Origin of the sequence: Edaphobacter sp. 12200R-103 (assembly GCF_010093025.1) — a bacterium.
Taxonomy (GTDB): domain Bacteria; phylum Acidobacteriota; class Terriglobia; order Terriglobales; family Acidobacteriaceae; genus Edaphobacter.
Map to the genome: position 1 here is coordinate 2,208,736 of NZ_CP048114.1, position 22,349 is coordinate 2,231,084.

Here is a 22,349-nt window from a genome sequence, read left to right on the forward strand (position 1 = left end):
TCCGCAATTGCCATACCCGGCAATACGGTCCATCATGAAACCCTGTCTCTCCTGGTATCTCAGCGGCTTAGAGCGCCTGGGTAAAAACAGAAGGAAGCAGAGCAGAATGCCCGGTATTCCTGGCATTCCCTAGGTCTTCGCCCTCCCTATGTGTATCGCGGAAAACGGCATCAACCACTAGAGAAAATAAATCCTTCCGCTGCTCGGGTCAATACCTATTTTTGGAGTCTTTCTCCCTGGGACCTCCAAGAAACGGGAGATCGGCATGACTTCAAAATCACCTCTCCCGCAGGGAAAACCAACAAAGCCCATATAAATCAGGCGTTTGAAAATTTTTCCTTTGTCTTGAGGCCAGTCTAGCTCCAGTAGCTGCGGTCCAAGGTTCTGTACTGGATCGCTTCAGCGATGTGTCGAGTACCGATACTTTCGGCCGCATCCAGATCTGCGATGGTGCGTGCCACCTTCAGGATGCGGTCGTGCGCTCTTGCGCTCAGCCCCTGCTGCTGCATGGCCCTCTCCAGCAGGCGTTCTGCATCGGATTCAAGGACGCAGTAGGTTCTGATCTGCGGTGTATTCATCTGGGAGTTTGAGAAGACTCTCCGGGAGACGCCCTTGCTCGATCCCCTGGTCCGCTCCTCCGATTCCGTGAAACGCTCGTACTGCCGGCGCCTTGCCGCCATCACCCGGTCCCGAATCTCTGCCGACCCCTCAGACGCCGCTCCTCCCCGCAGCTCTTTATACTCCACCGCTGGGACCTCGATGTGGATGTCGATGCGGTCCAGAAGCGGGCCGCTGACCTTCGAGACGTAACGCTGAATCATCGGAGGCGTACACATACACTCCCGACGCTTGTCGTTGAAGTAGCCGCAGGGGCAGGGATTCATGGCAGCCGCCAGCATGAATCGGGCCGGAAAGCTCAGGCTCATAGCCGCGCGCGAGATCGTCACGGTCCCGTCTTCGAGCGGCTGGCGGAGAACTTCGAGCACATTGCGGGGAAACTCCGGCAACTCATCCAGAAAAAGCAGACCATTATGAGCCAGCGAAACCTCGCCGGGGCGCGGAACCATTCCGCCACCGATCAGTCCGGCGTCGGAGATGGTGTGATGAGGAGCGCGAAACGGCCGATGGGCGACAAGCCCCTGCTCTCCATCGAGGACACCGGCGACGGAATGGATCTTCGTCGTCTCCAGCGCCTCTTCAAACTTCAGAGGCGAAAGAATCGATGGCAACCGCTTCGCCAGCATCGTCTTGCCGGAGCCCGGAGGACCGATCATCAGGATATTGTGTCCGCCTGCGGCTGCTACCTCGAGAGCGCGTTTCGCTACATGCTGCCCGCGAACATCCTTGAAGTCGAATGGAAAATGCTGGGTTTCGTTGAGAATCTCTGTCGCCCTGACCGCAAGAGGAGCAACGGCGAGCGTTCCCGTAGTGGCGGAGTTGAGCAGCTCGCGGACCTCGATCAGGTGCTTCATGGGATAGACGTTGACCCCTTCGACCACCGCAGCCTCACGCGCATTCGCCGCAGGAACGATCACATTCCGGATCCCGTTCGAGCGCGCAGCCACCGCGATCGGCAATGCTCCCGGTACGGCACGAAGAGAACCATCGAGTCCGAGTTCTCCGACCAGCAGAAAATCGTCGAGATCTTTAATGGCCAGTGCACCGTAGGCGCCGAGAATAGCGACCGCGATGGGAAGATCAAACCCCGATCCTTCTTTCTTCAGGTCCGCAGGAGCGAGATTGATCGTGATCTTCGTAGGAGGGATTTCAAATCCGGAGTTCTTGATCGCGGACCGCACACGATCCCGGCTCTCTCGAACCGCCGCATCAGGCAGCCCGACCGTGCTGAACTGTTCCTTGTCGAGCTTGATCTGCGAGAAGTCGACCTCCACATCGATCAGGTGAGCGTCGATTCCATAAACAGCGGCACTTCTGGCTTTAAAAAGCATCGTGAGCCTGGTATGTCCTTGAGGCAGTGAGGTGTGCGCCGAGTATAGCATCGGCACCATCGATCACCGTTCCCACTGAAGTGGGACAAGATCTCATGCTCTTGCGACCTCACTCACAACATCACAGACTGACCTCGGGCAGCCTGAAGCCGTCCGAGGTTGATCCAGTAGCGCGTCTCGAGTTCGACCTGGCCTTCGTCTGCAAATCTCTCGAAAAAAGTGCGCAGCGATCTCTCGAAATCCTGGTACGCCGGGTGATCTTTCGCAGGACTGTGGGAGAGCGACAGCGTCATCCCCAACAGGTTCTCCCAATCGAACCGCATCGTTCCCAGAATCTCTTCGTGATGAAAATCTCGCGGTAGATAAGCTCTCAGCTGCCGGTACACCTCATAGCCGGCATGGGTGTCTGCATGGCTCTCTGAGAATGCACGGAGCACGTTCTCAAACTCCACATTTTCTGTACGGCCCTCTTCTGTCCTTCCAAACGCAATGATTACAACCCAGCCATCCGGCTTCAGAATTCGTCGAAACTCGGCGAATGATTTCTCCCGGTCGAACCAGTGCATTGCTCGTCCCGCTGTTACCAGGTCAATCGAAGCAGAAGCTAGCCCGGTTGCTTCTGCTGTGCCATCCATCACTTGGAAACGAGGATCCTCCTGATGCAGAAATTGGCAGATCTCTCTCATGTCGGCGTTGGGCTCGATCGCGAGTGTCCGGTTGCCATTTGCGAGGAACACATCGCTGAGCATTCCCGTTCCGGCTCCCACATCCGCCACAGTCCATTCCGCAGTCAGTCCACAAGTAGCACGAAGAACCGGCAATACGATCTCGGGGGAGTAACGCTCGCGAAAACGGGTATAGTCAAGCGCCTTGCCGCTGAACCGGTGAATGCTCTTCATCCGTGCATTGTCACGCATTTGCCGTCAGTGGACAAAGGTCAGCCGCGCTCGATGGCCATTGCGACGGAGTTGCCCCCGCCAAGACACAAAGCCGCCACTCCTCTTTTCGCGTCGGTCCGGATCATCTCGTGAATCAGCGTTACAAAGATCCGAGCGCCACTGGCTCCGATGGGGTGACCGATCGCCACGGCGCCTCCGTTTACGTTGACCTTCGATAGCGGAAGCCCCAGCTCTTGCGTCACCGCGAGCGCCTGTACGCTGAACGCCTCATTCAATTCATAAAGATCGACGTCATCGTTCGTCCAGCCGGCCTTTTGAAGCACTTTGCGAACACCAGTGACCGGAGCCATCATCACCCAGCGTGGCTCCACGCCGCTTACCGCATGGGCTCGGATCGTCGCCAGCGGTTTCAGTCCCAGTTCGCTGGCCTTGCTGGAAGACATGATGACCACTGCGGCAGCCGCATCATTCACTCCAGGAGCATTACCCGCTGTCACGGTTCCTCCAGATTTGAAAGCAGATTTGAGAGAACCCAGCGCCTCCATGGATGAGTCCTCACGAACGCTCTCGTCGCGCAAGACCAGGGCAGGCACTCCTCCTTTCTTCCGCGAAGGCACAGCGACCGGGACTACCTCCGCATCGAAATGGCCTTCACGCCAGGCAGCAGCAGCGCGGCGGTGCGATTCAAGCGCGTAGGCGTCCTGTTCCTGGCGTGTGATCCCGTACTTCTGGGCTACCAGCTCGGCGGTCATCCCCATGTGCTGGTCGTCGCAGGCACACCACAGGCCGTCGCGAATCATGGAGTCGATCAGGCTGGAATCTCCCATGCGAAGTCCCTTGCGTGCTGCGGGAAGAAGATAGGGAGCGTTCGACATCGACTCCATACCGCCGGCGACGACGATCTCTGCATCTCCCAGAAGAATGTTCTGCGCTCCCAGCGCGATGGCACGCAAGCCGCTTCCGCAGACCATATTGATAGTTAAGGCAGAAACCGAATCGAACAGACCGGCGCGAAGCGCTGCCTGGCGTGCGGGATTCTGCCCAAGCCCGGCAGAGATCACACAACCCATCACACATTCATCGACAGCGCCCGCGTCGATACCGGCCCGATGCACGGCTTCAGCAACTGCAAGCGCTCCAAGATCGATCGCAGCAAGATCTGCCAGGGCACCCTGAAATCTTCCGACTGGAGTACGGACGGCCGCAACGATGACGACCTCTTTCATAACGACACCTCTGTGATGCGACAGTATAGGACTCCACCGCGATGCGTTGCACTGCCTGGAATGTCTGCCTGCTTGCCGCAAGTGGGAGATGGCTCGAAAAAAAATTCTTCTTACCTATCGATTTTTCTTGACAGTGAATTTTCGTAAATCTATACCTTCGTTAGCTGCAATGAAGTGTGTTGCAGGTTTATGTCTAATCACTAGGGAGAATAGGCAAATGGCAACGAAGAAGGCAGCAAAAAAAGCACCGGCCAAAAAGGCAACCAAGAAGGCCGCGAAGAAGAAGTAAATCGGCAACAGGCAAACAAAAGGGGGACGCTAAAAGCGTCCCCCTTTTGATTTGCCTGCAAGAGGGGCTATGGCGTTGCCGTCTTTGTCTTCGGCGTCGAAAGGTATCCGGAGACCTTGTTCTTTTCGATTGAGTTCACGACCAGCTCGTACAGTTCAGGATCTTTGCCTGTATAGAACTGAACCGGCTCATCCAGGTTTTTGTCCTTCTTTTCGATCTCGCGATCATCGGCGCTCACCCTGAGCGTATAGCGCGAGTGTTTCTGGTCAGCCTTCCTGAGCTGCAGCTTGATGGTCGAAAGAAGGGTGGGCTTCTGTCCCTTCTGGAGCGTGAACTCGTAGTAGTTCCGGTCACCCCTATGCTTCAGGATCTCCAATTCGTCGTGGTTCTTTGCGATCAGGCCGCTCATCACACCAGCATCGCCGATTGCGCGGGTCAACTGGGTCTTTGTCTGCTCCAGATCGCTCCGGGTAGCAGCGACATCGGTCTTCACGCCGCCTACGTCGGTCTTCACGCTGGAGACTTCTGTTGACACTGCGCCGATCTGCTTTTGTGTCGCCGCCTGGGCCTCTTCCAGCTTCTGTTGTGCCAGCTTCTGCTGGGCGAGAATACTCTGCGCCTTCAGCTCTAGCTGCTTCTGGGTCATTCCCACACTCTGGCCCAGGGTTTCACTGGTAGCCCGCAGGCGAGCGTTGGTCGCATCCAGCTTCTGATTCAGCTCCACATTCTTCTGTTCAGCCGCAGTAAGCTTCTGTCCCTCTGCCGTCAGATCCTTCTGCAGGTTGTAGCACCAGATCAATCCCCCCAGTGCAGCCAATACAGCAATCGCTACAACGGCAAGCAGCGCCCCAGAGACAGACCGCTCTTCTACGTACCCCGTTTGCTCCGCCATCGTACTCTCCTTCCAAACGCCAGAGTTCCTGAGACACGATACGCCGTATCCAGGTGCATTCTGCTCATGAGGGCAGAATGTCATAACAGACTATATATCGTTCTCAGTTCTGCAGAAGTCATAGACTAGAGCTATGGCTTCGCCCGATATATGTATTGTGGGGGCAGGCATCATTGGCCTCTCGCTCGCGCTTGAGCTCCACAGCCGTGGAGCAGAAGTAGTTGTTCTGGAACAGGGGATGCCGCTCGCCGAGGCATCGACCGCGGCGGCCGGCATGCTGGCCGCCGGCGATCCGGAGAATCCGCCCCAAATTCGCGCTCTCTCAGAGCTGAGCCGGAACCTCTACCCGGAGTTTTTGAATCGCCTCTTCGATCTCTCAGGAATCGCTGTTCCCTTCCAGACAAGCACTGCGCTGCAGGAGGTCCTCTCGTCTCACCTGGAGTCTGCGCGCCACCTTACCGTCCTGGCACCTGAGACCCTCTCGCTGATGCTGCCGCAGCTGAACGCGAAGGACCGGCAGTTCATTCTGCTGGAGGAGAACAGCCTCGACCCGCGTGAGCTGGCGCTGGCACTCGCCGCCTCGGTGAAGACTGCCGGGATCGATCTCCGCAGCGGCCAGCCTGTCCGGGGAATCCACCAAAACTCCTCAGGCGTGGGGGTTCATACAGCTTCGGGCAAACTCCACTGTGCTCGCGTCGTGGATTGTACCGGCGCCTGGGGCGTGACGGAGCACTCGGAGCATCGGGTGCGGCCGCTGCCCAGAAAGGGCCAGATGCTCTCGGTCTGCCTGCCCGCGTCGCTTCCGCTGCAGGTAGTCGTCAGAACCCCCGACATATATATAGTCCCGCGAACGACAGGAGCAGCAGCCGGCCGTGCCATCATCGGGGCTACCGTCGAAGATGCCGGATTCGATAAGATCGTTCATCCCAATGATGTTGCACACCTCAAAGCCGAAGCCGCGAAGCTTCTGCCACAGATTGCCGACGCGATTGAGATTGAATCATGGGCGGGCCTGCGGCCGGGATCGACAGATGGGCTTCCTCTGCTGGGTCCGGTAGAAAAGAATATCTTTGTCGCCGGGGGACACTATCGAAACGGCATTCTGCTGGCTCCCGCAACGGCGCGCGTCATGGCGCAACTGCTGATGGAAGAGCGGCCCCAGATTGATCTTTCGGCCTTCAATCCCTGTCGAATTGCATAGTCTGGAATCGCACAGATGTTACGATATTCGCCCGCTCTTCGTGACAATCGTTTCTCAGCTGCGCTATAACCAGATGTAATTTAGTTTCGTGGGGGAGAAGTTTACTTATGTCCACTGTCGCTGCACCTAAAGGCCTGGAAGGCATTGTAGCCACCAACTCATCCATCTGCTGGATCGATGGAGACGCCGGGGTGCTGTCGTACCGTGGCATCGATATTCACGAGCTTGCGCAGCGCTCCACCTTTGAGGAAACCGCTTACCTGCTGTGGTTTGGCAAGCTGCCGACGGCAGCGGAGCTGGCTGATTTCTCGAAAAAATTGAGCGAGGCCCGCAAGCTCGATCCCAAGATCATCGATCTGCTCCGCAGCGTTCCAACCTCGGCATCGTCCATGCAGGTGCTCCGTACGGCCGTCTCGCTGTTGAGCATCTATGATGCCGACGAGGCCGATAACTCCCACGAGGCCAACGTGCGGAAGTCTTACCGGATCACCTCCCAGATCGCAATGATCGTGGCGATCTACGATCGCATCCGCAAGGGCAAGAATATCGTCGAGGCCGACCCGTCGCTTTCGCATGCAGCAAACTTCCTCTGGATGCTAAGCGGCGAGAAGCCATCGGAGACCGCAACCCGGACCTTCGATATAGCACTGATCCTGCATGCGGATCACGAACTGAACGCCAGCACTTTCGCTGCCCGCGTGATCGCCGCCACTCTTGCCGATATTCATTCTGCCATCACGGGCGCCATCGGCGCTCTGAAGGGTCCGCTCCATGGAGGAGCAAACGAGGCGACAATGCGTCTTCTCTACGCCATTGACCAGGCCGGTGAAGACCCTGTCGAGCACGTGCGAAAGATGTTTGCCGAGAAGAAGAAGATCTCCGGCTTCGGTCACCGTGTCTATCACACGGAAGATCCCCGCGCGACCCATCTGCGCCGCATGTCTGAGGAGCTGAGCAAGTCTTCGGGCAACATGAAGTGGTTCGAGATGTCCCGCAAGATCGAGCAGTTCGTTAAGAAGGAGAAGAAGCTGAACGCCAACGTCGACTTCTACTCCGCCTCTACGTATACCCTGCTGGGCATCGACATCGACCTGTTTACCCCCATCTTTGCCGTGAGCCGCATCGCAGGCTGGGCAGCTCACGTAATTGAGCAGCACGACGACAATCGCCTGATTCGTCCTCGCGCAGACTACGTCGGCCCGGCTTATCCGACGCCATACACTCCCATCGACAATCGCTAGTTAGATCGGGGGAACAGAACGAAGCAAAGCGCGCCACCTCGGCGCGCTTCTTCTTTTCCAGGATCTACTTCTTCGCACTAGCCGGCGGAATGATGCCGTTCATACGCAGATATTCCGCCAGTTGGCCATAGTGGTCGAAACCATGCGCGATAACGCCTGCCGCCAGGCTCGCCCGAGTCTGGTCTCCGCGAACCCCTTGGAACGCGTTTTCCGCAGTGAGGGTTCCAATGGCCTGATGAGTGAAAGCAAAGGACTTCTCCAACGCCGCGATAATCTGATCCTTGTCGGTTAGACTTCCAATCGCCTTCACGTTCACGTCCGGCTTCAGGCCACTCAGCATCCCTCCATAAAAGTAATTGGCCTGCGCGACATGAGCGACCATCTGGCCGAAGTTGCGGACTCCCTTGTTATCGGGCGACAAATAATCCGTCTTCTGGCTGGGAGCAAAGATTGCGGCACTCGGAGCGAAGCTGTATTTGTCGGCGGGCATCGCCTTCGCCAGACCCATGAACTGGGCTTCGAGGGCCGACAGCGCTGCATCGAATGACTTCGACGGCTCCACGGTGGCTACAGACTCCGTCTTCGGAGTCATTGCTCCAGGCTGCTGAGCCCACGCACCTACGGCACAACCGAAGGCCAACGTTCCTATCATCATGATTCGCTTACACATTGTCGTTTCTCCTTGCCGATATGCGGTCGTTCGCCGCAGTGGCCGCGCTCAGGCTACCAGAACCTGCATGGCGTTCCCCACGGCATTCATCCCAAAGACAGGGCAATTATGCCCTACGCGTAAAATAAAGAGATGCAGCGAATCTACATGGACGCGAACGCCACCACGCCGCTTCTACCTGAAGTCTTTGAGGCGATGCGCCCGTTTTACCTTGAGCACTACGGCAATGCCAGCTCCATCCACCAGCAGGGGCAGCAGGCACGCGCCGCCGTGGATCGCGCAAGAGAGTCCGTTGCCGGCCTGCTGCATTGCCGCCCCGCGGAGATTGTCTTCACCTCGGGCGGCACCGAGAGCGACAACCTGGCGCTCTTCGGAGTACTTTCCCCCGGCGACCATCTGATCACCACATCGATCGAGCACCACGCCGTCCTCCATGCAGCGCAGTCCCTGCAGTCGCGCGGGGTCGAGGTCACCATCCTGCCTGTAACTCCGTCAGGAATCGTTGAGCCTGCGACTCTGCTGGCTGCCCTGAAGCCAAACACCCGCCTGGTCAGCATCATGTACGCCAACAACGAGACCGGCGTCATCCAGCCCATCGACGCCCTGGCAGGCATTGCCCACGCCGGCGGCGCCCTCTTCCACACCGATGCCGTGCAGGCCGCGGGCAAGCTACCGCTGGACGTCAGCCCTCATGGTTTTTTGAAAGACGTCGACCTTCTGACGATCTCCGGACACAAGATTCATGCACCCAAGGGCATGGGAGCGCTCTATGTACGTCGCAGCGTTCAGCTCTCCCCCATCTTTCACGGAGGCTCACACGAACGTCAGCGCCGCGCCGGAACTGAGAATGTGCCCGGCATCGTCGGACTTGGCAAAGCTGCCGCAATGGCAAGCGAATGGCTGAAGACTGACGCTCCAGCCAAGCTGGCCGCGCTGCGTGATCGTCTGGAGCAGACCATCCTCGCCCAGGTCGAAGAGACCGGCGTCAACAGTGCGGGTGCAGCCCGCGTCGCGAACACGACCAATATCTACTTTGATCATGTCGAGGCCGAGGCCCTGCTGATCGCACTGGATCTCAAGGGGCTATCCGTCAGCGGAGGCAGCGCCTGCCAGTCCGGCGCCAGCGAGCCCTCGCACGTGCTGACAGCGATGGGACTCTCCGCAAACCGTGCTCGTGCCAGCCTCCGTTTCTCCCTCTCCAAGCTGACCACCGAGGCCGAGGTCGACGAGGCCCTGAAACTGATCCCTGAGGCCGTCGCCCATCTCCGCAGGCTCTCGCCTGTGCAGGCCAGCAGAACAGTCACAGTCCCGGCCTAAAACCGGCCTTCTACAGGTACCAGGGAATGTTGACGACGACAATCCGCTGGTTTCCCTTGAGAAGTAAAAACAGCTTCAGTAATTGCACACGCTGATTGTGCAGGGCATTCTCCCACCAGTGGCGCACCACCAGCTCCGGCAGCAGCACGGCGATCTTCCGTCCGGGATTCGCCTGCTCCAGCTCGAGGATGTAGTCCATCAGAGGGTTGACGATGAACCTGTAGGTCGACGGAATCGTAACCAGCTCCGGAACCTTCAGGCCCTCTTTCTGGATGGGGATAATGATCTTTTCGTCCCACTCCTCTTCGAGGCCCATCGGCTCATCGTCGGAATGCACATGAACCACCTTGAGTTCCTTCGACATCAGCAGGCCAAAGCGAAGTGCTTTTTCTGCGATCCTGTCCCAGCGAGCCATCGGAATCACCACCAGAGGCTCCTGAAGATTGATCAGGCTCAGCGGCGTCATGTCCTTCATCTCGCGCTTTACGCGAGTATAGTGCCGCTTCACCACCAGCATGATCGCTATCAGCACGGGAACCAGCAGAGCCGTTACCCATGCTCCCGCCATGAACTTCGCGACCAGCACGACAATCAGGGTCAGCCCGGTAGCAATGGCGCCAAACCCGTTTACGAACATGTGCCACATCCGGCCCGGATGCTTCTCTGCCCTGAGCCAGTGGACCACCATGCCAGCCTGTGACAGCGTAAACGCCATAAACGCTCCGATGGCGTAAAGCGGAATCAGGCGATCTGTAACGCCGCCAAAGAGAATAAGGATGACAGCGGTAAAGCCGGTAAGCGCGTAGATGCCGTGGGAGTACAGCAGCCGACGACCGCGCATGGTGAAGACGTGCGGCAGATAATCGTGGACCGCGATGGCCCGAGCGAGGCGCGGGAAATCGGCAAAGGCGGTGTTGGCGCTCAACGAAAGAGCTAGCAGCACGCTGCCCATGGTGACGTAATAGAACCAGCCTCTGCCGAAGACTGCCGTCGTCAGGATGCTCAAGACGCTCTGGTAGTTATGTGCATCCGGCTCCATCGCAGTGACTCCGTATGCCTTCGAGAGCCATGCAATCCCGAAGAGAAGGACGATAAGAGTACCAACGATGATAGAAAGCGTCATCCTGGCCTTCTTTGGACGAGGCTCCTCAAAGGCCATCACGCCGTTAGAGACCGCTTCCACGCCGGTCATCGCCGCGCAACCGCTGGCAAAGGTCTTCATCAGCAGCCAGATCCCCAGATACTTGACGGTCTGCACGGCAGGCGGAGGAGGCGCTACACGAGGGATTGGGTGACCTCCACTGGCATAGACATCGACGACGCCTGCCACAATCACCGCCAGCAGCGATCCGACGAACAGGAACGTGGGGATGATGAATGCCGCACCCGTATCCTTTACGCCGCGAAGATTGACGACGGCAAGAATAACTAGGATCACAAGACAGATGGACAGCCTGTGATGATGGAGCTCCGGGACCGCTGACGTCAGGGCGGTGACGCCCGCCGAGATACCGACGGCAGCAGTCAGGATGTAGTCGATCATCAGGGCCGCTGCGGCCAGAAGTCCCGCACCTTCGCCCAGATTCTCCGTCGCCACGGTGTACGATCCACCGCCACCGGGATAAGCTTCAATCGTCTGACGATAGCTGAAGAAGACGATGACCAGGAGGATAAGGATGGCAGAGATCACTGGAACGATGTGATTGACCCCTGCGACTCCCATTGGGATCAGAAGCGTCATCGCAGCCTCTGGTCCGTAGGCCGCGCTGGTAAGGGCATCGAGCCCGAAGATTGGAATTCCCGCTGCGACCCCTATGTGCTCGGCGCGCTCGTCACTAGAGGCAAGCGGCCGCCCAAAAAGTACATCCGTAAATGACATGGCCGTATTCGATACTACCGTGCCGGGTCGCCAAGACAATCAACTTTTATCAAGGGATACACTGGAGGGACTATGACGAATCTCTACGAAATTCCGGTTAAACGCATCTCTGGCGAGGGAACCTCCCTGGGCGAATATCGTGGCAAGGTCCTTCTCATCGTGAATGTAGCGTCACAGTGCGGTCTGACGCCGCAGTACGAAGCACTTGAAAAGCTATCTTCCCGCTTCAAGGATGCCGGATTGGTAGTCTGCGGCTTTCCGGCCAATGACTTCGGCGCGCAGGAGCCCGGCAGTAACGAAGAGATCGCTTCCTTCTGCAGGACCAACTACTCGGTCGACTTCCCTATGTTTGCGAAGATCGCCGTGACCGGACCTGACACTCACCCTCTTTACCAGGCGCTTATCCAGGCGCAACCGCAGGCTGCCGGGGAGACTCGCTCCGGATTCCGCGAACGCCTGAATGGCTTCCTGAGCGAAAAACAGAACGGCGCAACAACGAATCCTGATCCTGGAATCCTTTGGAACTTCGAAAAATTTCTCGTCGATCGCCACGGAAATGCAGTGGAACGTTTCTCCCCTGAGATCGTTCCCGATGACGTTCGCGTAATAGCCGCGATCGAAGCTGCTTTGAAAAATTAGGCAGTGTTATCAAACTCATGCTGCCTGTCGAGCGAAGCCTCTCACGGCTTTACCGTGAGAGGCGCAGTGGAGAAATCTGCTTCTCTGCCCGAAGGCCGTGGCAGCACCGGGAGAACAGCGGATTCCTCCACTCCGCCCTCAAGCGCTCCGATCGGAATGACAACTCTTTCAGAACAGAAAAACTCAAAGATGAATATGTCGATACACACACCCTAGAATGTCGGTTTGCTGCTACTCAATGTCAGGTCTCTCACTCTCAACTCTCGCTCGCAGGATTAATTTGTTCATGTCCATCCGCATCGTTCTGCTCTCCTCAGCCCTGCTGGTTACCGGCACAGTCCTGGCGCAGAAGGCCCCTGTCCGAATCACCGCCGATCTCTCTGATGCTCCACGAAAGATCTATCATGCAGAGATCGATATCCCGGTAACCTCCGGAGTCGTTTCACTCACGACTCCGGAGTGGATTCCGGGAAACCACAGGCCCACTGGACCAGCCAGCGATATTACCGGCGTGGTGTTTACGGCCAATGGAAAGCCGCTTGCGTGGCGACGAGACGACGAGGACCTCTACCAGTTTCACGTCACTGTTCCATCGGGTGTAAAGGAGATTCACGCGCATCTGGACTGCATCGTGACCTCGCGCGTGAGCCAGAAGCTGGCGGTGGTCGAGTGGGAGAAGCTTCTTCTCTATCCGGCAAATACTCCCACCAGGGATATTCCCATTCAGCCGTCAGTAAAGGTTCCGAAAGCCTGGGGGATCGGGACGGCTCTTACTCCAACCAGCCACTACGATCCTCAACATCCCACTGGCGGAACCACGCACTATGCCGTAACCACCGTCGAGCAACTGGAAGACTCGCCCGTCATCGCCGGGCAATATTTCCATGAATTCGCTCTCGCTCCAGAGATCACGCCAAAACACTACATCGACGTGGTCTCTGATCGACCCGAAGATTCCAATCTGCGTCCGGAGCTGCTCGCGGAGCTGAACAACCTTGTACGTGAAGCATCGGCTGCCTATGGCTCCCATCACTACAACGTCTATCACTTCCTGCTGACTCTCTCTGACGTCGCAGGAGGAGAGGGGCTGGAACACGGGCAGTCCTCCGACAACGGGGTGAATGAGAAGGCTTTTTCTGATAACGCTCATCAGCTCGCCGATGCCGACCTGCTGGCCCATGAGTTCACGCACTCCTGGAACGGGAAGTATCGTCGTCCCTTCAACCTTTACCAGGACACCTTCGCCAAGATGCAACAGGGATCTCTGATGTGGGTCTATGAAGGGTTGACGCAGTACATGGGCAATGTGCTCGCTGCCCGCGCCGGCTTGAAGTCGCAGGCAGAATATCGCGACCTGCTCGCGATGTCCGCGGCAAATCTTGAGTACAAACCAGGACGCCAGTGGCGGCCGACGGAAGATACCGCCATCGCTGCCAGCATCCTTCGCGGAGGCAATCCGGCGTGGTCTAACTGGCGCCGCGGCCAGGACTATTACCAGGAAGGCGAACTCTTCTGGCTCGACGCCGATACCCTCATCCGCAAGCAGACCAACAACAGCAAGTCGCTGACGGACTTCTTCCACATCTTCCTTGCCAAGGGCGGCAATACCGGCCCGCTCATCGTTCCTTACAACCGTGACGAACTCATTCACGATCTCAACCAGGTCCTTCCCTACGACTGGGCTGCTTTCATCCATCAGCGCATCGACAACATCAATCCCCACGCGGATCTCGACGGAATCGAACGGGGTGGATACAAGCTGGTATTCACCGACAAGCCCAACGCCTCCGAACACACCATGGCAACCGCAGGAGGAAGACGCGGCAGCGGAATCAACGTCTGGTATTCGCTTGGGCTACGCCTCACGAACGATGGGACCATACTGGACGTTCGCTGGGGAGGCCCGGCAGACAGGGCCAATCTCGCTCCGGGGCAGAAAATCATGGCAATCGACGGAAATATCTTCTCCACCGATGCCGTGAAGGATGCTCTGAGGGATGCGAAAGGCAGCTCCCAACCCATCCACCTCATCCTGCAGGCCGATACCTTCGTCTCGACTGCAGAGATCAATTATCACGATGGCGAGCGCTACCCGGTGCTGGAACGCATCAACGGGACACCTTCCTATCTGGACGACATCACCAATCCACTCACGAAGCAGGAGAAGGCTTCGAAATAGAAGGCATCCAGCACGACAAAAAGGAGAACGCCTCTTCGAAGAGGCGTTCTCCTTTTTGTCTTAATAGTTCTGAAGAAAATTAACGAACAGGTTCAAGATCCAGTGTAAGAACCTCAAAAGGCTTCAACTGAAAGCGATGAGGCGTACCGGCCGTCAGCGATACTTCAGGCTTCCCTGCATCCTCCTCCCATGGACTGCGTGCTCGAAACCTCCGTGACACTCCCACCGGAAGCTCCAGAACATCTCCCATATCCAGCATGATCTCCTGCGGCTTGTCGGAAGGATTCCGCAACACCAGGATGCTCTTTTCCTTTGACCAAGAGGCCCATCCGTAGACCTGCAGCCAGTCCGGATCGCCGCCCACCCAATGCGAATCCTTCAGTACATCGGCATTCTTTCGCGACCAGCGTGCAGCCTCTGCCAGCACGTCCCAGTTCTTCTTCGACAGCAGCTCCGGCGTCAGATACATCTCCTGCAGTTGCGTTCCAGTTCCGAAGTACGACCGCACTTCATTGGCGAAATCGTTTCCCGGATCATCCTTCAGCCTGGGGTTGTAGCGTGCATAGATGATGCCATGCAGCATCAGCGAATTCAGCGGGAACAACGGCCCTCTTGAGACCACCCTCTCATAGGTCTGCGCATCGCGATATGTAATCCACTGCTCTCGCTTTGTGCCGACTCCAGTTAGAGCGTCATCCTCGCCCCCGCGCCAGATCGAGTCCGCATAGCGCAGCCAGAACGGCGATGCCGTCGTTCCTGTCGTCAGATTGATATAGATGTCCGGCTTCGCCTCTCTCAGCTCTCCAATCAGATGAATCATTGCATCAAAGTCACTGTCAAAGTGGCTTCCCGGAACTACATGATTTACGTTGCCTGTTCCATCGAATTTGAACTGGTTCACGCCCTGGTCCCGCATCATCGCCAGGCACACGTTGCGGAAGCGCTCGTAGTACTTCGGTCCCGAGAGCGCAAATCCGCCGCCGACGATCTCGAATCCCTGCTGTTCACCGTACTTCAGCCGTTCCTGCTTCGGCTTCGAATATCCACCCCACGGAGACATCCACACACCCGGCGCAAAACCGTATTTCGCAGCGGCTTCGCTGATCGGCACAAACCCGTGCGGAAATCCCTTGTTGAAGCTCCACAGGGAGGAGTGGTCGTCCCATCCATCGTCAAAGAGAAAGGAGTTCAACACCACGCCGCGCTTCGCATGCAACTCTTCTCCAAAGGCGTGGACGCGGTCGAGTGCCATCTTCTCGTCATAAGGAGTGAAGTACCCCATGTCGTACCAGGAGTTGTAATGAAGAAAGGTCCGGTAAGGATGCGCGCGCTCCTCCTCAACGTATGCAAGAAAGTCACGCCGAAGTTGACCAGGCTCCACAACGCCGACGACAGACGAATATGTGATCGCCTGCCCTTTCAGAAGAGGAAGTGTCCGCTCCAGCTCTGCAAGCGCCTCGCCTCGCACAACGCGGCTCTCTGAAAGCGGGTGCTCAAACCCAAGAAAGAAGTCCCTGAACACGATCGGGGATCCATTCACGGTTCCAACGACCCGCAAAGTACCGGCGTCGTCCGGTGCAGGGATGACATCGATCAGCCGGACACGGCGAATCGCGAGATCCTGCCTGGGAGCCTCCAGCGTGACAATCTGGCGAATATAGTTGGCCCCGTCGCGAAGCTCCAGTGACCAGTGAATCTTCAGCCCGCTCAGCTCATCTTCGAGTACCGCATGAAGCGCTTTCCCCGCAAAATGTTCTGCTGCACGTGACGCCGCAGGAACCGGCTTCAAATCCTCTGCCGAGAACCGCTCCACGATGTGCATCTCGTCTCCACGGACAATCGAGCCATCATGGAGCAGGAGACTCAACGGCCCATCCAGCTTTACGATTCGATTCTCGCGAACGTCTTTGATCTCCACATGCAGCCCGCTCTGCTCACTCGCGCTGCATCGAGCGGCAATCAGTCGATTCTCGAGGATCAGGCTTCCTGCCGCACCCTCAACCTGAGCCTTGCCTCCATCCTGCGCCTGCGCCAACAATGCTCCGCCGATCAACAGGACCGACAAACCCACGCTCCGTCTACGCATCCGTCCTCCAGGCGCCAAAACTTCTGGCAAATTAGACCACAACTCGTAAGGATTGAGGCTGCAGCCGTGCAGTACGTTACTCCTCTCACTGCGCACGCAGCACATACACCCTGTATCCATCCGGCCACTGCTCACGGCTCCACCAGTGATTCGGCCGGTGCGGACTCCACTCGGTCTTCAGCAGATACTTTTGCGAAAGCACCCCTGAAAACTCCGGCCAGCGTTCCAGTTTTCTGTAGTTACCGAGGCGATCGAGGTGAAGCGACGCGCTGACCACAATTACTTTCGGAGGATCCTCTTCGATCGCCTCCAGAAGTTGCCTGCGCGTGGAACGAACCACCGGAGCTGTCTCCGGGCCGAAGAGCAGGAAGTCCGACAACACTCCTGTCGATTGCACCAGCCGCATTTTGTAGAGCGTCGTCCCGCAGCCGGAGATTGAATCGATGCACTGAATATGACCAGACAGGCTCGCTCCCCCCGCCTCTTCCAGAGTCGCTCTCAGAGATGTAATGAAATCCGCATGCGTCTCATAGCGATGAATATAAAAAATGGAGGTCGGGGCGATCACAAATCCTCCTATCAATAACCCCAGCGCTGCAAGCGCATAACAGACGCGCTGTGCCTGCCAGCTCCTGAACGCGGCGGCAAAATCCATGGCCATCAGAGGAAGAAGAAACGCGAGCAGAGAATACCGATAATACGGATAGCCGCGCTGCTGAACAATATAGGAGAAAAGCCCAAACGCTACACCGCAGACGAGTATGACACGCTCCGGCGTCAGCTTTGGCCTCGACACCAGCAGAAGGAGAAGCCATATCACCACCAGCGACATCAGGGGCGAGACGCTGTGCGCCAGTAGAAACCCCAGAGACTTATGCCCCAGGCTCGCGTAGTAAGGAACAATGCCGGAGAGCCCGACGATAAATGCGCGCAACGCATCCTTCTGCCACAGGAAGACAACGGCAGCGATTGGCCCGATGAAAAACGCCGCCGAAGCGGATGCAACGTCAATGATCGAGCGTCGATTCTGCCTTCGATAGGTAATGACAAGGACCAGCAAAAGAAGAGCCGCGAACAAAGGTGCCGTCGGTTTGATGGTGACTGCTACGCCGGCAAAGACTCCGAACAGCGCAAAACCCCACCATCGATCTTTCCGCACTCCCTGCATTAATGATGCGGTCGCCATTAGCAGGCAGACCGCCATCGTCAGATCTCGCTGCCCTGCCTGGCCCAGACCATCGCGGCCATGTACCAGGATAAAGAGCGACGCAGCGAACAGTCCGGCAAACCAGTCCGGCAGCGTAATCACAACGATAGAGACACCCGCCGCCGCCATCAGGGTAAAGTCGAAGATCCTCCACGCCAGTTCCCCTGCCCCGTAGGTGTGCATCACGGCCCACTCGACCATGTAGACGCCGGGCATGTTCATATCGCCCAGATCGCGATACGGAGCCATACCGTGATCCATCAGGAAACAGATGTAGTGGATGAGTGAGGCGTCCCCAACCAGCGGCCAGTGCCAGCTCCATAAGAAGAAGAGCAGCGTACAGGCCATCAGGCTGCATACCAGCGCCACCTTGAAGGAGCGGCTAATCGCGCCGATCGTAAAAAGGGTTCGCCGCACAGAAGCATCATAAGGCGACGACAGGCAGGATCGGTAAGTTTCGTCGGAATGAACAGGGGCCGCGTGGAGGTTCCGCGCAGGCCCCTGTTCCCTCCGGTTAGAAGTTGAAGGAGGCCTGCAGCATGATCCGGCGAACCGCTGTCTGCGAGCTGAAGGGCCCAGTGGCCAGTGTCGTGAACTGCCCAAACCTTGGCGAGCTCAAGCTGCTGGTAGGCGTACCATACGGCACCATGTTGAACAGGTTCATCGCCTGAGCACCCAGGGTAAAGGTGTAGCGACGTCCGGAGCTTGCTCCCATTCCCATCGGGCCGAATCCGCCGCGCCCGCCGCCACGTCCACCACGGCCACCGCCAGGACCTCCCCGTGATTCGCCCCCTTGTCCCGCAGCGCCGCCTGTCCTCTCTCCGAATCCGAAGACCTTCGAGAGACGCAGATTGAACGTCGCATTCGCTGGTCCCGTGCAGTAATTGATCGGAACAGGAGTAAGACCACCGGTCTGATTTGCGCTGAATGCAGCCTGATCTCTGCAGTTTCCGTTGTCGCCGTTCGCAAAGTACGGCCGTGCATTGTAGATAGAGCTGCCTAAAGGATCCTGCCCCGTAATGATGTTATACGGCGTGCCCGCCTGCGCAATCATGAACGGGCTGGCGGTAATGCCGTAACGAAACTGGAGCGAGCCGCCAAATACACCGAACTGACGTCGCGCAAAAGTGGCCCGGCCGTAGTCAACGCGGGTATCGGTGTTGCTTGTCGGGAAGAACGAGGCTCCCGAGGTGTTGGCATTCGCGAAGCTCATAGCATAGAAACCGAACAGGTTGATACCCGTTACACGGGCATTGCCATTCACCATCAGCTGGTTCTGGCGATAGACGCCTCCCGACTGGAACTGATGGTTATACGGCGATCCTTCCGTCGCAGGATCATAGAAGTTGCGGCTCAGGTATTCGTGAATGCCACGTGCATTCAGGTAGTTCACTGAGATCGTTCCCACCCGGCCCAGCTGCTGATCGACGCCTATCGCAGCCTGCAGCGTGTAAGAGCTGCGAAGTCCATTGCCAAGCGTGTACAAGGTCGGACGGCCCACTGTAGATTCTCCACAGCCACTTGGATTCGTTGGTCCGCATGTCGCGCCAGGATTGATGTAGGTGAGCGGTATCTGCGCCGTGCCGTTCAACTGCAGCGTATTCACATAATTGTCTAGGTCGAAGCGGTCGTAGAAGATGCCGTACCCTCCGCGAATCACGGTTACTGGCGATTTCCCCTGGCCTCTTGGAATGCCCCACGCAAACGACACGCGCGGAGCAATATCATGTGCGCTGTTTATGAGGTTCTGCGCCTCATACCGCAGACCGAAGGTGAGTGTCAGGTTCGGCTTCAGCTTCCAGTCATCCTCCGCGTAGACGCCAACATCTGTCATCCGGGCATGCACGGTAGGTTCGTGGATTTCCGTCTTCGCATACTGGCTGGGATTGCCGCACTCATATGAAGAGATGCTGGCGTTGGCCTGATCGCAGGTCGTCACTACCTTTTCAGAGCAACCGATTGCGGCCCGCTGGTCCGCAGTCTGGTTCGGATCCGTACAGGGATCCAGCAAGTACGAGTAGGTAAACGTGCCATTCTCACCTTTAGTTGACGTGACGGATTCCCCCGTCGTCCGCAGACGAACGCCCAGCCGCATAAAGTGCTTCTGTAATGCGACCGAGGTATAGTTCTGGACTTCGATATGGTTCGAAGTGCTTTTCTGGACCCCGAGGCTCGATCCTCCCGCTGTAAAGATACCCTGTACGGACAAGGTGGGATCGGTGCTCAAAGGATTCTGCGAGGAGTATTCCCTCTGGTATTCGAACCTGGTCTCGTTGATGACACGCGGACTGACGATCTGCGTATCGCTGATACGGATCGTGTGCTCGGTCGCATCGCTGCTGTACCCGGTCGTAGCCAGATTGGTATTGCCAACGCCGTTATTCTTCGAACCGTTGACGTAGTACTGATACCGCACGGTCAGGGTGTTCTTGTCCCCCAGAGCAAAATCCGCTCGCGGCGAGAGATCGCTGCGGGTCTGAGGGTGCAGCACAGCACGGTCCGCCTCCGGAATCGACGGATAGTAGGTACACGTCCGGTCGCCCGGCAGGCAGGGCTGAGCCGAATCTGCCGAGCTGGCATAAAATCCGCTTGGATTGACGATCGAGTTGTCCTGAATGTCACGATGCGAGCCTTCTACCGTGAAAGAGGAGAAGCGGTTCAGGGGACCGCTGACGCTTCCGATCATAAAGACCGTGTGATAGTCCGGCTGATTGTTGGCCTGACCAAGGAATGGATTGGATGTGTTGAAGGACTTATCGCCGCCCTGAACACTATAGTGCCCGTGGAACTTGTCCGTGCCCGGCTTGGTGAAGACCTCTACGCGGCCATAGCCCAGCTTGTCATACTGTGCCGAGAACGGGTTCTGGTTAACTCGAATCTCCCGGATCGACGATTTCGGGGGCAACTGGCCGCCCGTGAATCCGTCGACGTAGATCTGTCCCCCGCTGGGCCCGGCAGCTGGACCGGCGAGCGCAGAGAGCTCGGAAGAGAGCTCATCCGGGTCATCCGAGAGAGCGTCCAGATCTTTTCCTTTGATCACGGTCGAGCTTGCATTGCTGTCAGAATCCACGCTGACCTGCTGGCTCTGCGCCGTTACCTGGACCTCCTGGGACTGAATTTCGAGGGCCATCTTGATGTCCAGCGTAAGCGCCTGGCCGGGAGCAACATGGACTCCCTCGCGGACAAACGTGGCAAAACCGGCCATCGTCGCCGTTACCACATAGGTGCCCGAGACCATGCCCTTGGCGGTAAAGGCGCCATCCGCGCCGGACTGTACCGTCACGGCCTTACCCTTTGCCGGGGTCAGCGTGACCGTCGCGCCGGGGATAACTGCCTCATCGGGATCGGTTACGATTCCATGAACCGTTGCAGATGCGGGTTGTTGCGCCGTCAGGGTGTGAGAAGCCAGGGCCATAAAAAACAACAAAAAGATCGTCAAAAACCTGCTCGGTTTCATTCCTTCTCCTAAAACTTTGGAACACTCAATCCTGGGATATGGATTACTGAGGACCGCCTGCACCGTCTCCGCCCTCGGCTGCTCCGCCGCCCCCCATGTTCCAGGGGGACAGGGTCATCGCCGCGCTTCCCTTCGGCGTCGCCGCCAGGATCGGCTCTACTCCCGACAGCATCGTTACGGCTGTCAGCTTTTCGCTCTCCGGGCTGGGCTCGGAGGCAACAATCATGACGGCGTCGCCAACCTTCAGGCTGGACAGCGGCTCGGTCGGCAGTCTTGAGAGCATCTGGGAGAGATCGCCACCCGCAGACCGGGCGCCCGCACCCATGCCGCCTTCGCCTCCGGCAGCCGGACGAGCCCCTCCCGCTGGAGCAGCGCCAGAGCCCCCCTCTCGCTCTCCGCCTTTGGCGCGCGCGGCAAATCTCGCCGCCATCTCCGGCGGAAGTTTGCGAATGTCGGAGTTCGAGGTAACTGCAACCGTTACGTTCTTCTTCGTGGCAAGGTCTTTGAGCGTCACCGTGCCGGCAGATGCATCCAGACTGGCTAGAGTACCTGCCAGATTTTTGAAGGCTCCGCTTACAATCTCCTCGGCCTGGATCGTCGCTCCGTCCTCGGACTTGTTTCCACGAACCCGCAGCTGGTCCCCGGGCTTGATCTGGTCCAGCGTGCCCGGCTTGGCATCTTCAAACTTGACGGAATCTGCCCCGTAGCGCCGGAACGTAGTCGACGGGCTCGTCTCTACCTGGATCTTTCTGCGGCCGGAAGAGACGGTGATCGCTGTCCCGCTGAGCGCTTCTACGATTCCGCCGGAGCCGCGCTTCTGCCAATCGGCACGCTCGGCGGCGTTCTTCTGTGCGATATCCGAAGACTTCATCAGGATGATTCGTGTGGCAGCCAGCGAACCATCGTCAGCCGTTTTACCGGTTACTAGAACCCGATCCCCCACCGCGATGCCGCCAAGCGAAATCTGCTGGGCTGACTTAAGATCCGTGCTCCCCGGAGCAAGCTGGAGGATATGCACCCCATCGGACACCGAAACGCTTACCTGGGAGCCGCCGTCGGTGGCAAGCGTCAGTGAGCTGCCCGAAATTGCCTTGACGGTTCCGATCTGCCGGCCTGCAGCAGGAGCGGCCTGAGCCATCGCTGCGCTACTACGGTCCTGTACACCGCCTGCAAATAGCAGGGTCATGGCCAAGGTGCTTCCCAAAACACTCGTCGTGA

15 protein-coding genes are annotated in these 22,349 nt (G+C 57.8%); 5 read left to right on the plus strand and 10 right to left on the minus strand.

Annotated elements, in window-relative coordinates; genetic code table 11:
* Positions 1 to 356 precede the first annotated feature (356 nt).
* The 4 genes from GWR55_RS09185 to GWR55_RS09200 form a co-directional block, all read right to left on the minus strand.
* Positions 357 to 1,949, minus strand: coding sequence for a YifB family Mg chelatase-like AAA ATPase (locus tag GWR55_RS09185; protein WP_162401999.1), 1,593 nt, complete (start codon positions 1,947 to 1,949; stop codon positions 357 to 359).
* Positions 1,950 to 2,062: 113 nt separating this feature from the next.
* A complete protein-coding gene (locus GWR55_RS09190; RefSeq protein ID WP_162402000.1) occupies positions 2,063 to 2,866 on the minus strand; it encodes a class I SAM-dependent methyltransferase in 804 nt (267 codons plus the stop codon).
* Between the two features lie 20 nt (positions 2,867 to 2,886).
* A complete protein-coding gene (locus GWR55_RS09195) occupies positions 2,887 to 4,074 on the minus strand; it encodes an acetyl-CoA C-acetyltransferase (protein WP_162402001.1) in 1,188 nt (395 codons plus the stop codon).
* A 356-nt stretch (positions 4,075 to 4,430) separates the two neighbouring features.
* Positions 4,431 to 5,255 carry a hypothetical protein gene (locus GWR55_RS09200; protein ID WP_162402002.1) on the minus strand — a complete coding sequence of 275 codons (825 nt, stop codon included), beginning with the start codon at positions 5,253 to 5,255 and terminating at the stop codon, positions 4,431 to 4,433.
* 133 nt (positions 5,256 to 5,388) lie between these two features.
* Between GWR55_RS09200 and GWR55_RS09205 the strand changes: the two genes are divergently transcribed.
* Both GWR55_RS09205 and GWR55_RS09210 read left to right on the plus strand, forming a co-directional pair.
* Positions 5,389 to 6,456, plus strand: a complete 1,068-nt coding sequence (locus GWR55_RS09205; RefSeq protein WP_162402003.1) for an FAD-binding oxidoreductase — start codon at positions 5,389 to 5,391, stop codon at positions 6,454 to 6,456.
* A 107-nt stretch (positions 6,457 to 6,563) separates the two neighbouring features.
* Positions 6,564 to 7,697 (plus strand): citrate synthase, encoded by a 1,134-nt coding sequence (locus GWR55_RS09210; RefSeq protein ID WP_162402004.1) that lies wholly within the window; start codon positions 6,564 to 6,566, stop codon positions 7,695 to 7,697.
* 64 nt (positions 7,698 to 7,761) lie between these two features.
* Here the strand turns inward: GWR55_RS09210 and GWR55_RS09215 are convergent, their stop codons facing one another.
* Positions 7,762 to 8,367 carry a DinB family protein gene (locus tag GWR55_RS09215; protein ID WP_238398741.1) on the minus strand — a complete coding sequence of 202 codons (606 nt, stop codon included), beginning with the start codon at positions 8,365 to 8,367 and terminating at the stop codon, positions 7,762 to 7,764.
* Positions 8,368 to 8,499: 132 nt separating this feature from the next.
* On the opposite strand from GWR55_RS09215, the gene GWR55_RS09220 reads away from it, so the two are divergent.
* Positions 8,500 to 9,684 carry a cysteine desulfurase family protein gene (locus tag GWR55_RS09220; protein WP_162402005.1) on the plus strand — a complete coding sequence of 395 codons (1,185 nt, stop codon included), beginning with the start codon at positions 8,500 to 8,502 and terminating at the stop codon, positions 9,682 to 9,684.
* Between the two features lie 10 nt (positions 9,685 to 9,694).
* On the opposite strand, the gene GWR55_RS09225 is transcribed toward GWR55_RS09220, so the two are convergent.
* The gene (locus GWR55_RS09225) at positions 9,695 to 11,563 is read right to left on the minus strand and encodes an APC family permease (protein ID WP_162402006.1); all 1,869 of its coding nucleotides are present in this window, start codon (positions 11,561 to 11,563) and stop codon (positions 9,695 to 9,697) included.
* A 72-nt stretch (positions 11,564 to 11,635) separates the two neighbouring features.
* Here GWR55_RS09225 and GWR55_RS09230 point away from each other — a divergent pair, with 72 nt between their 5' ends.
* On the plus strand, positions 11,636 to 12,202 hold the full coding sequence (locus GWR55_RS09230) for a glutathione peroxidase (RefSeq protein ID WP_162402007.1): 567 nt from the start codon (positions 11,636 to 11,638) through the stop codon (positions 12,200 to 12,202).
* A gap of 286 nt (positions 12,203 to 12,488) precedes the next feature.
* Positions 12,489 to 14,381, plus strand: a complete 1,893-nt coding sequence (locus GWR55_RS09235) for a M61 family metallopeptidase (RefSeq protein ID WP_162402008.1) — start codon at positions 12,489 to 12,491, stop codon at positions 14,379 to 14,381.
* 79 nt (positions 14,382 to 14,460) lie between these two features.
* Here the strand turns inward: GWR55_RS09235 and GWR55_RS09240 are convergent, their stop codons facing one another.
* The 4 genes from GWR55_RS09240 to GWR55_RS09255 all read right to left on the minus strand — a co-directional run bounded on the left by GWR55_RS09240 (position 14,461) and on the right by GWR55_RS09255 (position 22,317).
* Positions 14,461 to 16,467: an enterotoxin gene (locus GWR55_RS09240; RefSeq protein ID WP_162402009.1), complete on the minus strand. Its 2,007-nt coding sequence runs from the start codon at positions 16,465 to 16,467 to the stop codon at positions 14,461 to 14,463.
* Between the two features lie 85 nt (positions 16,468 to 16,552).
* Positions 16,553 to 18,091: a glycosyltransferase family 39 protein gene (locus GWR55_RS09245; RefSeq protein WP_162402010.1), complete on the minus strand. Its 1,539-nt coding sequence runs from the start codon at positions 18,089 to 18,091 to the stop codon at positions 16,553 to 16,555.
* Positions 18,092 to 18,188: 97 nt separating this feature from the next.
* Positions 18,189 to 21,131, minus strand: coding sequence for a carboxypeptidase-like regulatory domain-containing protein (locus GWR55_RS09250; protein ID WP_162402011.1), 2,943 nt, complete (start codon positions 21,129 to 21,131; stop codon positions 18,189 to 18,191).
* Positions 21,132 to 21,174: 43 nt separating this feature from the next.
* Complete coding sequence (locus GWR55_RS09255; protein WP_238398742.1) at positions 21,175 to 22,317, minus strand: DUF5666 domain-containing protein; 1,143 nt, start codon at positions 22,315 to 22,317, stop codon at positions 21,175 to 21,177.
* Positions 22,318 to 22,349: the final 32 nt, after the last annotated feature.

Excerpts from the sequence above, each read along its gene's own strand:
- GWR55_RS09185 (WP_162401999.1), bottom strand. The coding sequence starts at position 1,949 with ATGCTTTTTAAAGCCAGAAGTGCCGCTGTTTATGGAATCGACGCTCAC.
- GWR55_RS09190 (WP_162402000.1), bottom strand. The coding sequence starts at position 2,866 with ATGCGTGACAATGCACGGATGAAGAGCATTCACCGGTTCAGCGGCAAG.
- GWR55_RS09195 (WP_162402001.1), bottom strand. The coding sequence starts at position 4,074 with ATGAAAGAGGTCGTCATCGTTGCGGCCGTCCGTACTCCAGTCGGAAGA.
- GWR55_RS09200 (WP_162402002.1), bottom strand. The coding sequence starts at position 5,255 with ATGGCGGAGCAAACGGGGTACGTAGAAGAGCGGTCTGTCTCTGGGGCG.
- GWR55_RS09205 (WP_162402003.1), top strand. The coding sequence starts at position 5,389 with ATGGCTTCGCCCGATATATGTATTGTGGGGGCAGGCATCATTGGCCTC.
- GWR55_RS09210 (WP_162402004.1), top strand. The coding sequence starts at position 6,564 with ATGTCCACTGTCGCTGCACCTAAAGGCCTGGAAGGCATTGTAGCCACC.
- GWR55_RS09215 (WP_238398741.1), bottom strand. The coding sequence starts at position 8,367 with ATGTGTAAGCGAATCATGATGATAGGAACGTTGGCCTTCGGTTGTGCC.
- GWR55_RS09220 (WP_162402005.1), top strand. The coding sequence starts at position 8,500 with ATGCAGCGAATCTACATGGACGCGAACGCCACCACGCCGCTTCTACCT.
- GWR55_RS09225 (WP_162402006.1), bottom strand. The coding sequence starts at position 11,563 with ATGTCATTTACGGATGTACTTTTTGGGCGGCCGCTTGCCTCTAGTGAC.
- GWR55_RS09230 (WP_162402007.1), top strand. The coding sequence starts at position 11,636 with ATGACGAATCTCTACGAAATTCCGGTTAAACGCATCTCTGGCGAGGGA.
- GWR55_RS09235 (WP_162402008.1), top strand. The coding sequence starts at position 12,489 with ATGTCCATCCGCATCGTTCTGCTCTCCTCAGCCCTGCTGGTTACCGGC.
- GWR55_RS09240 (WP_162402009.1), bottom strand. The coding sequence starts at position 16,467 with ATGCGTAGACGGAGCGTGGGTTTGTCGGTCCTGTTGATCGGCGGAGCA.
- GWR55_RS09250 (WP_162402011.1), bottom strand. The coding sequence starts at position 21,131 with ATGAAACCGAGCAGGTTTTTGACGATCTTTTTGTTGTTTTTTATGGCC.
- GWR55_RS09255 (WP_238398742.1), bottom strand. The coding sequence starts at position 22,317 with ATGACCCTGCTATTTGCAGGCGGTGTACAGGACCGTAGTAGCGCAGCG.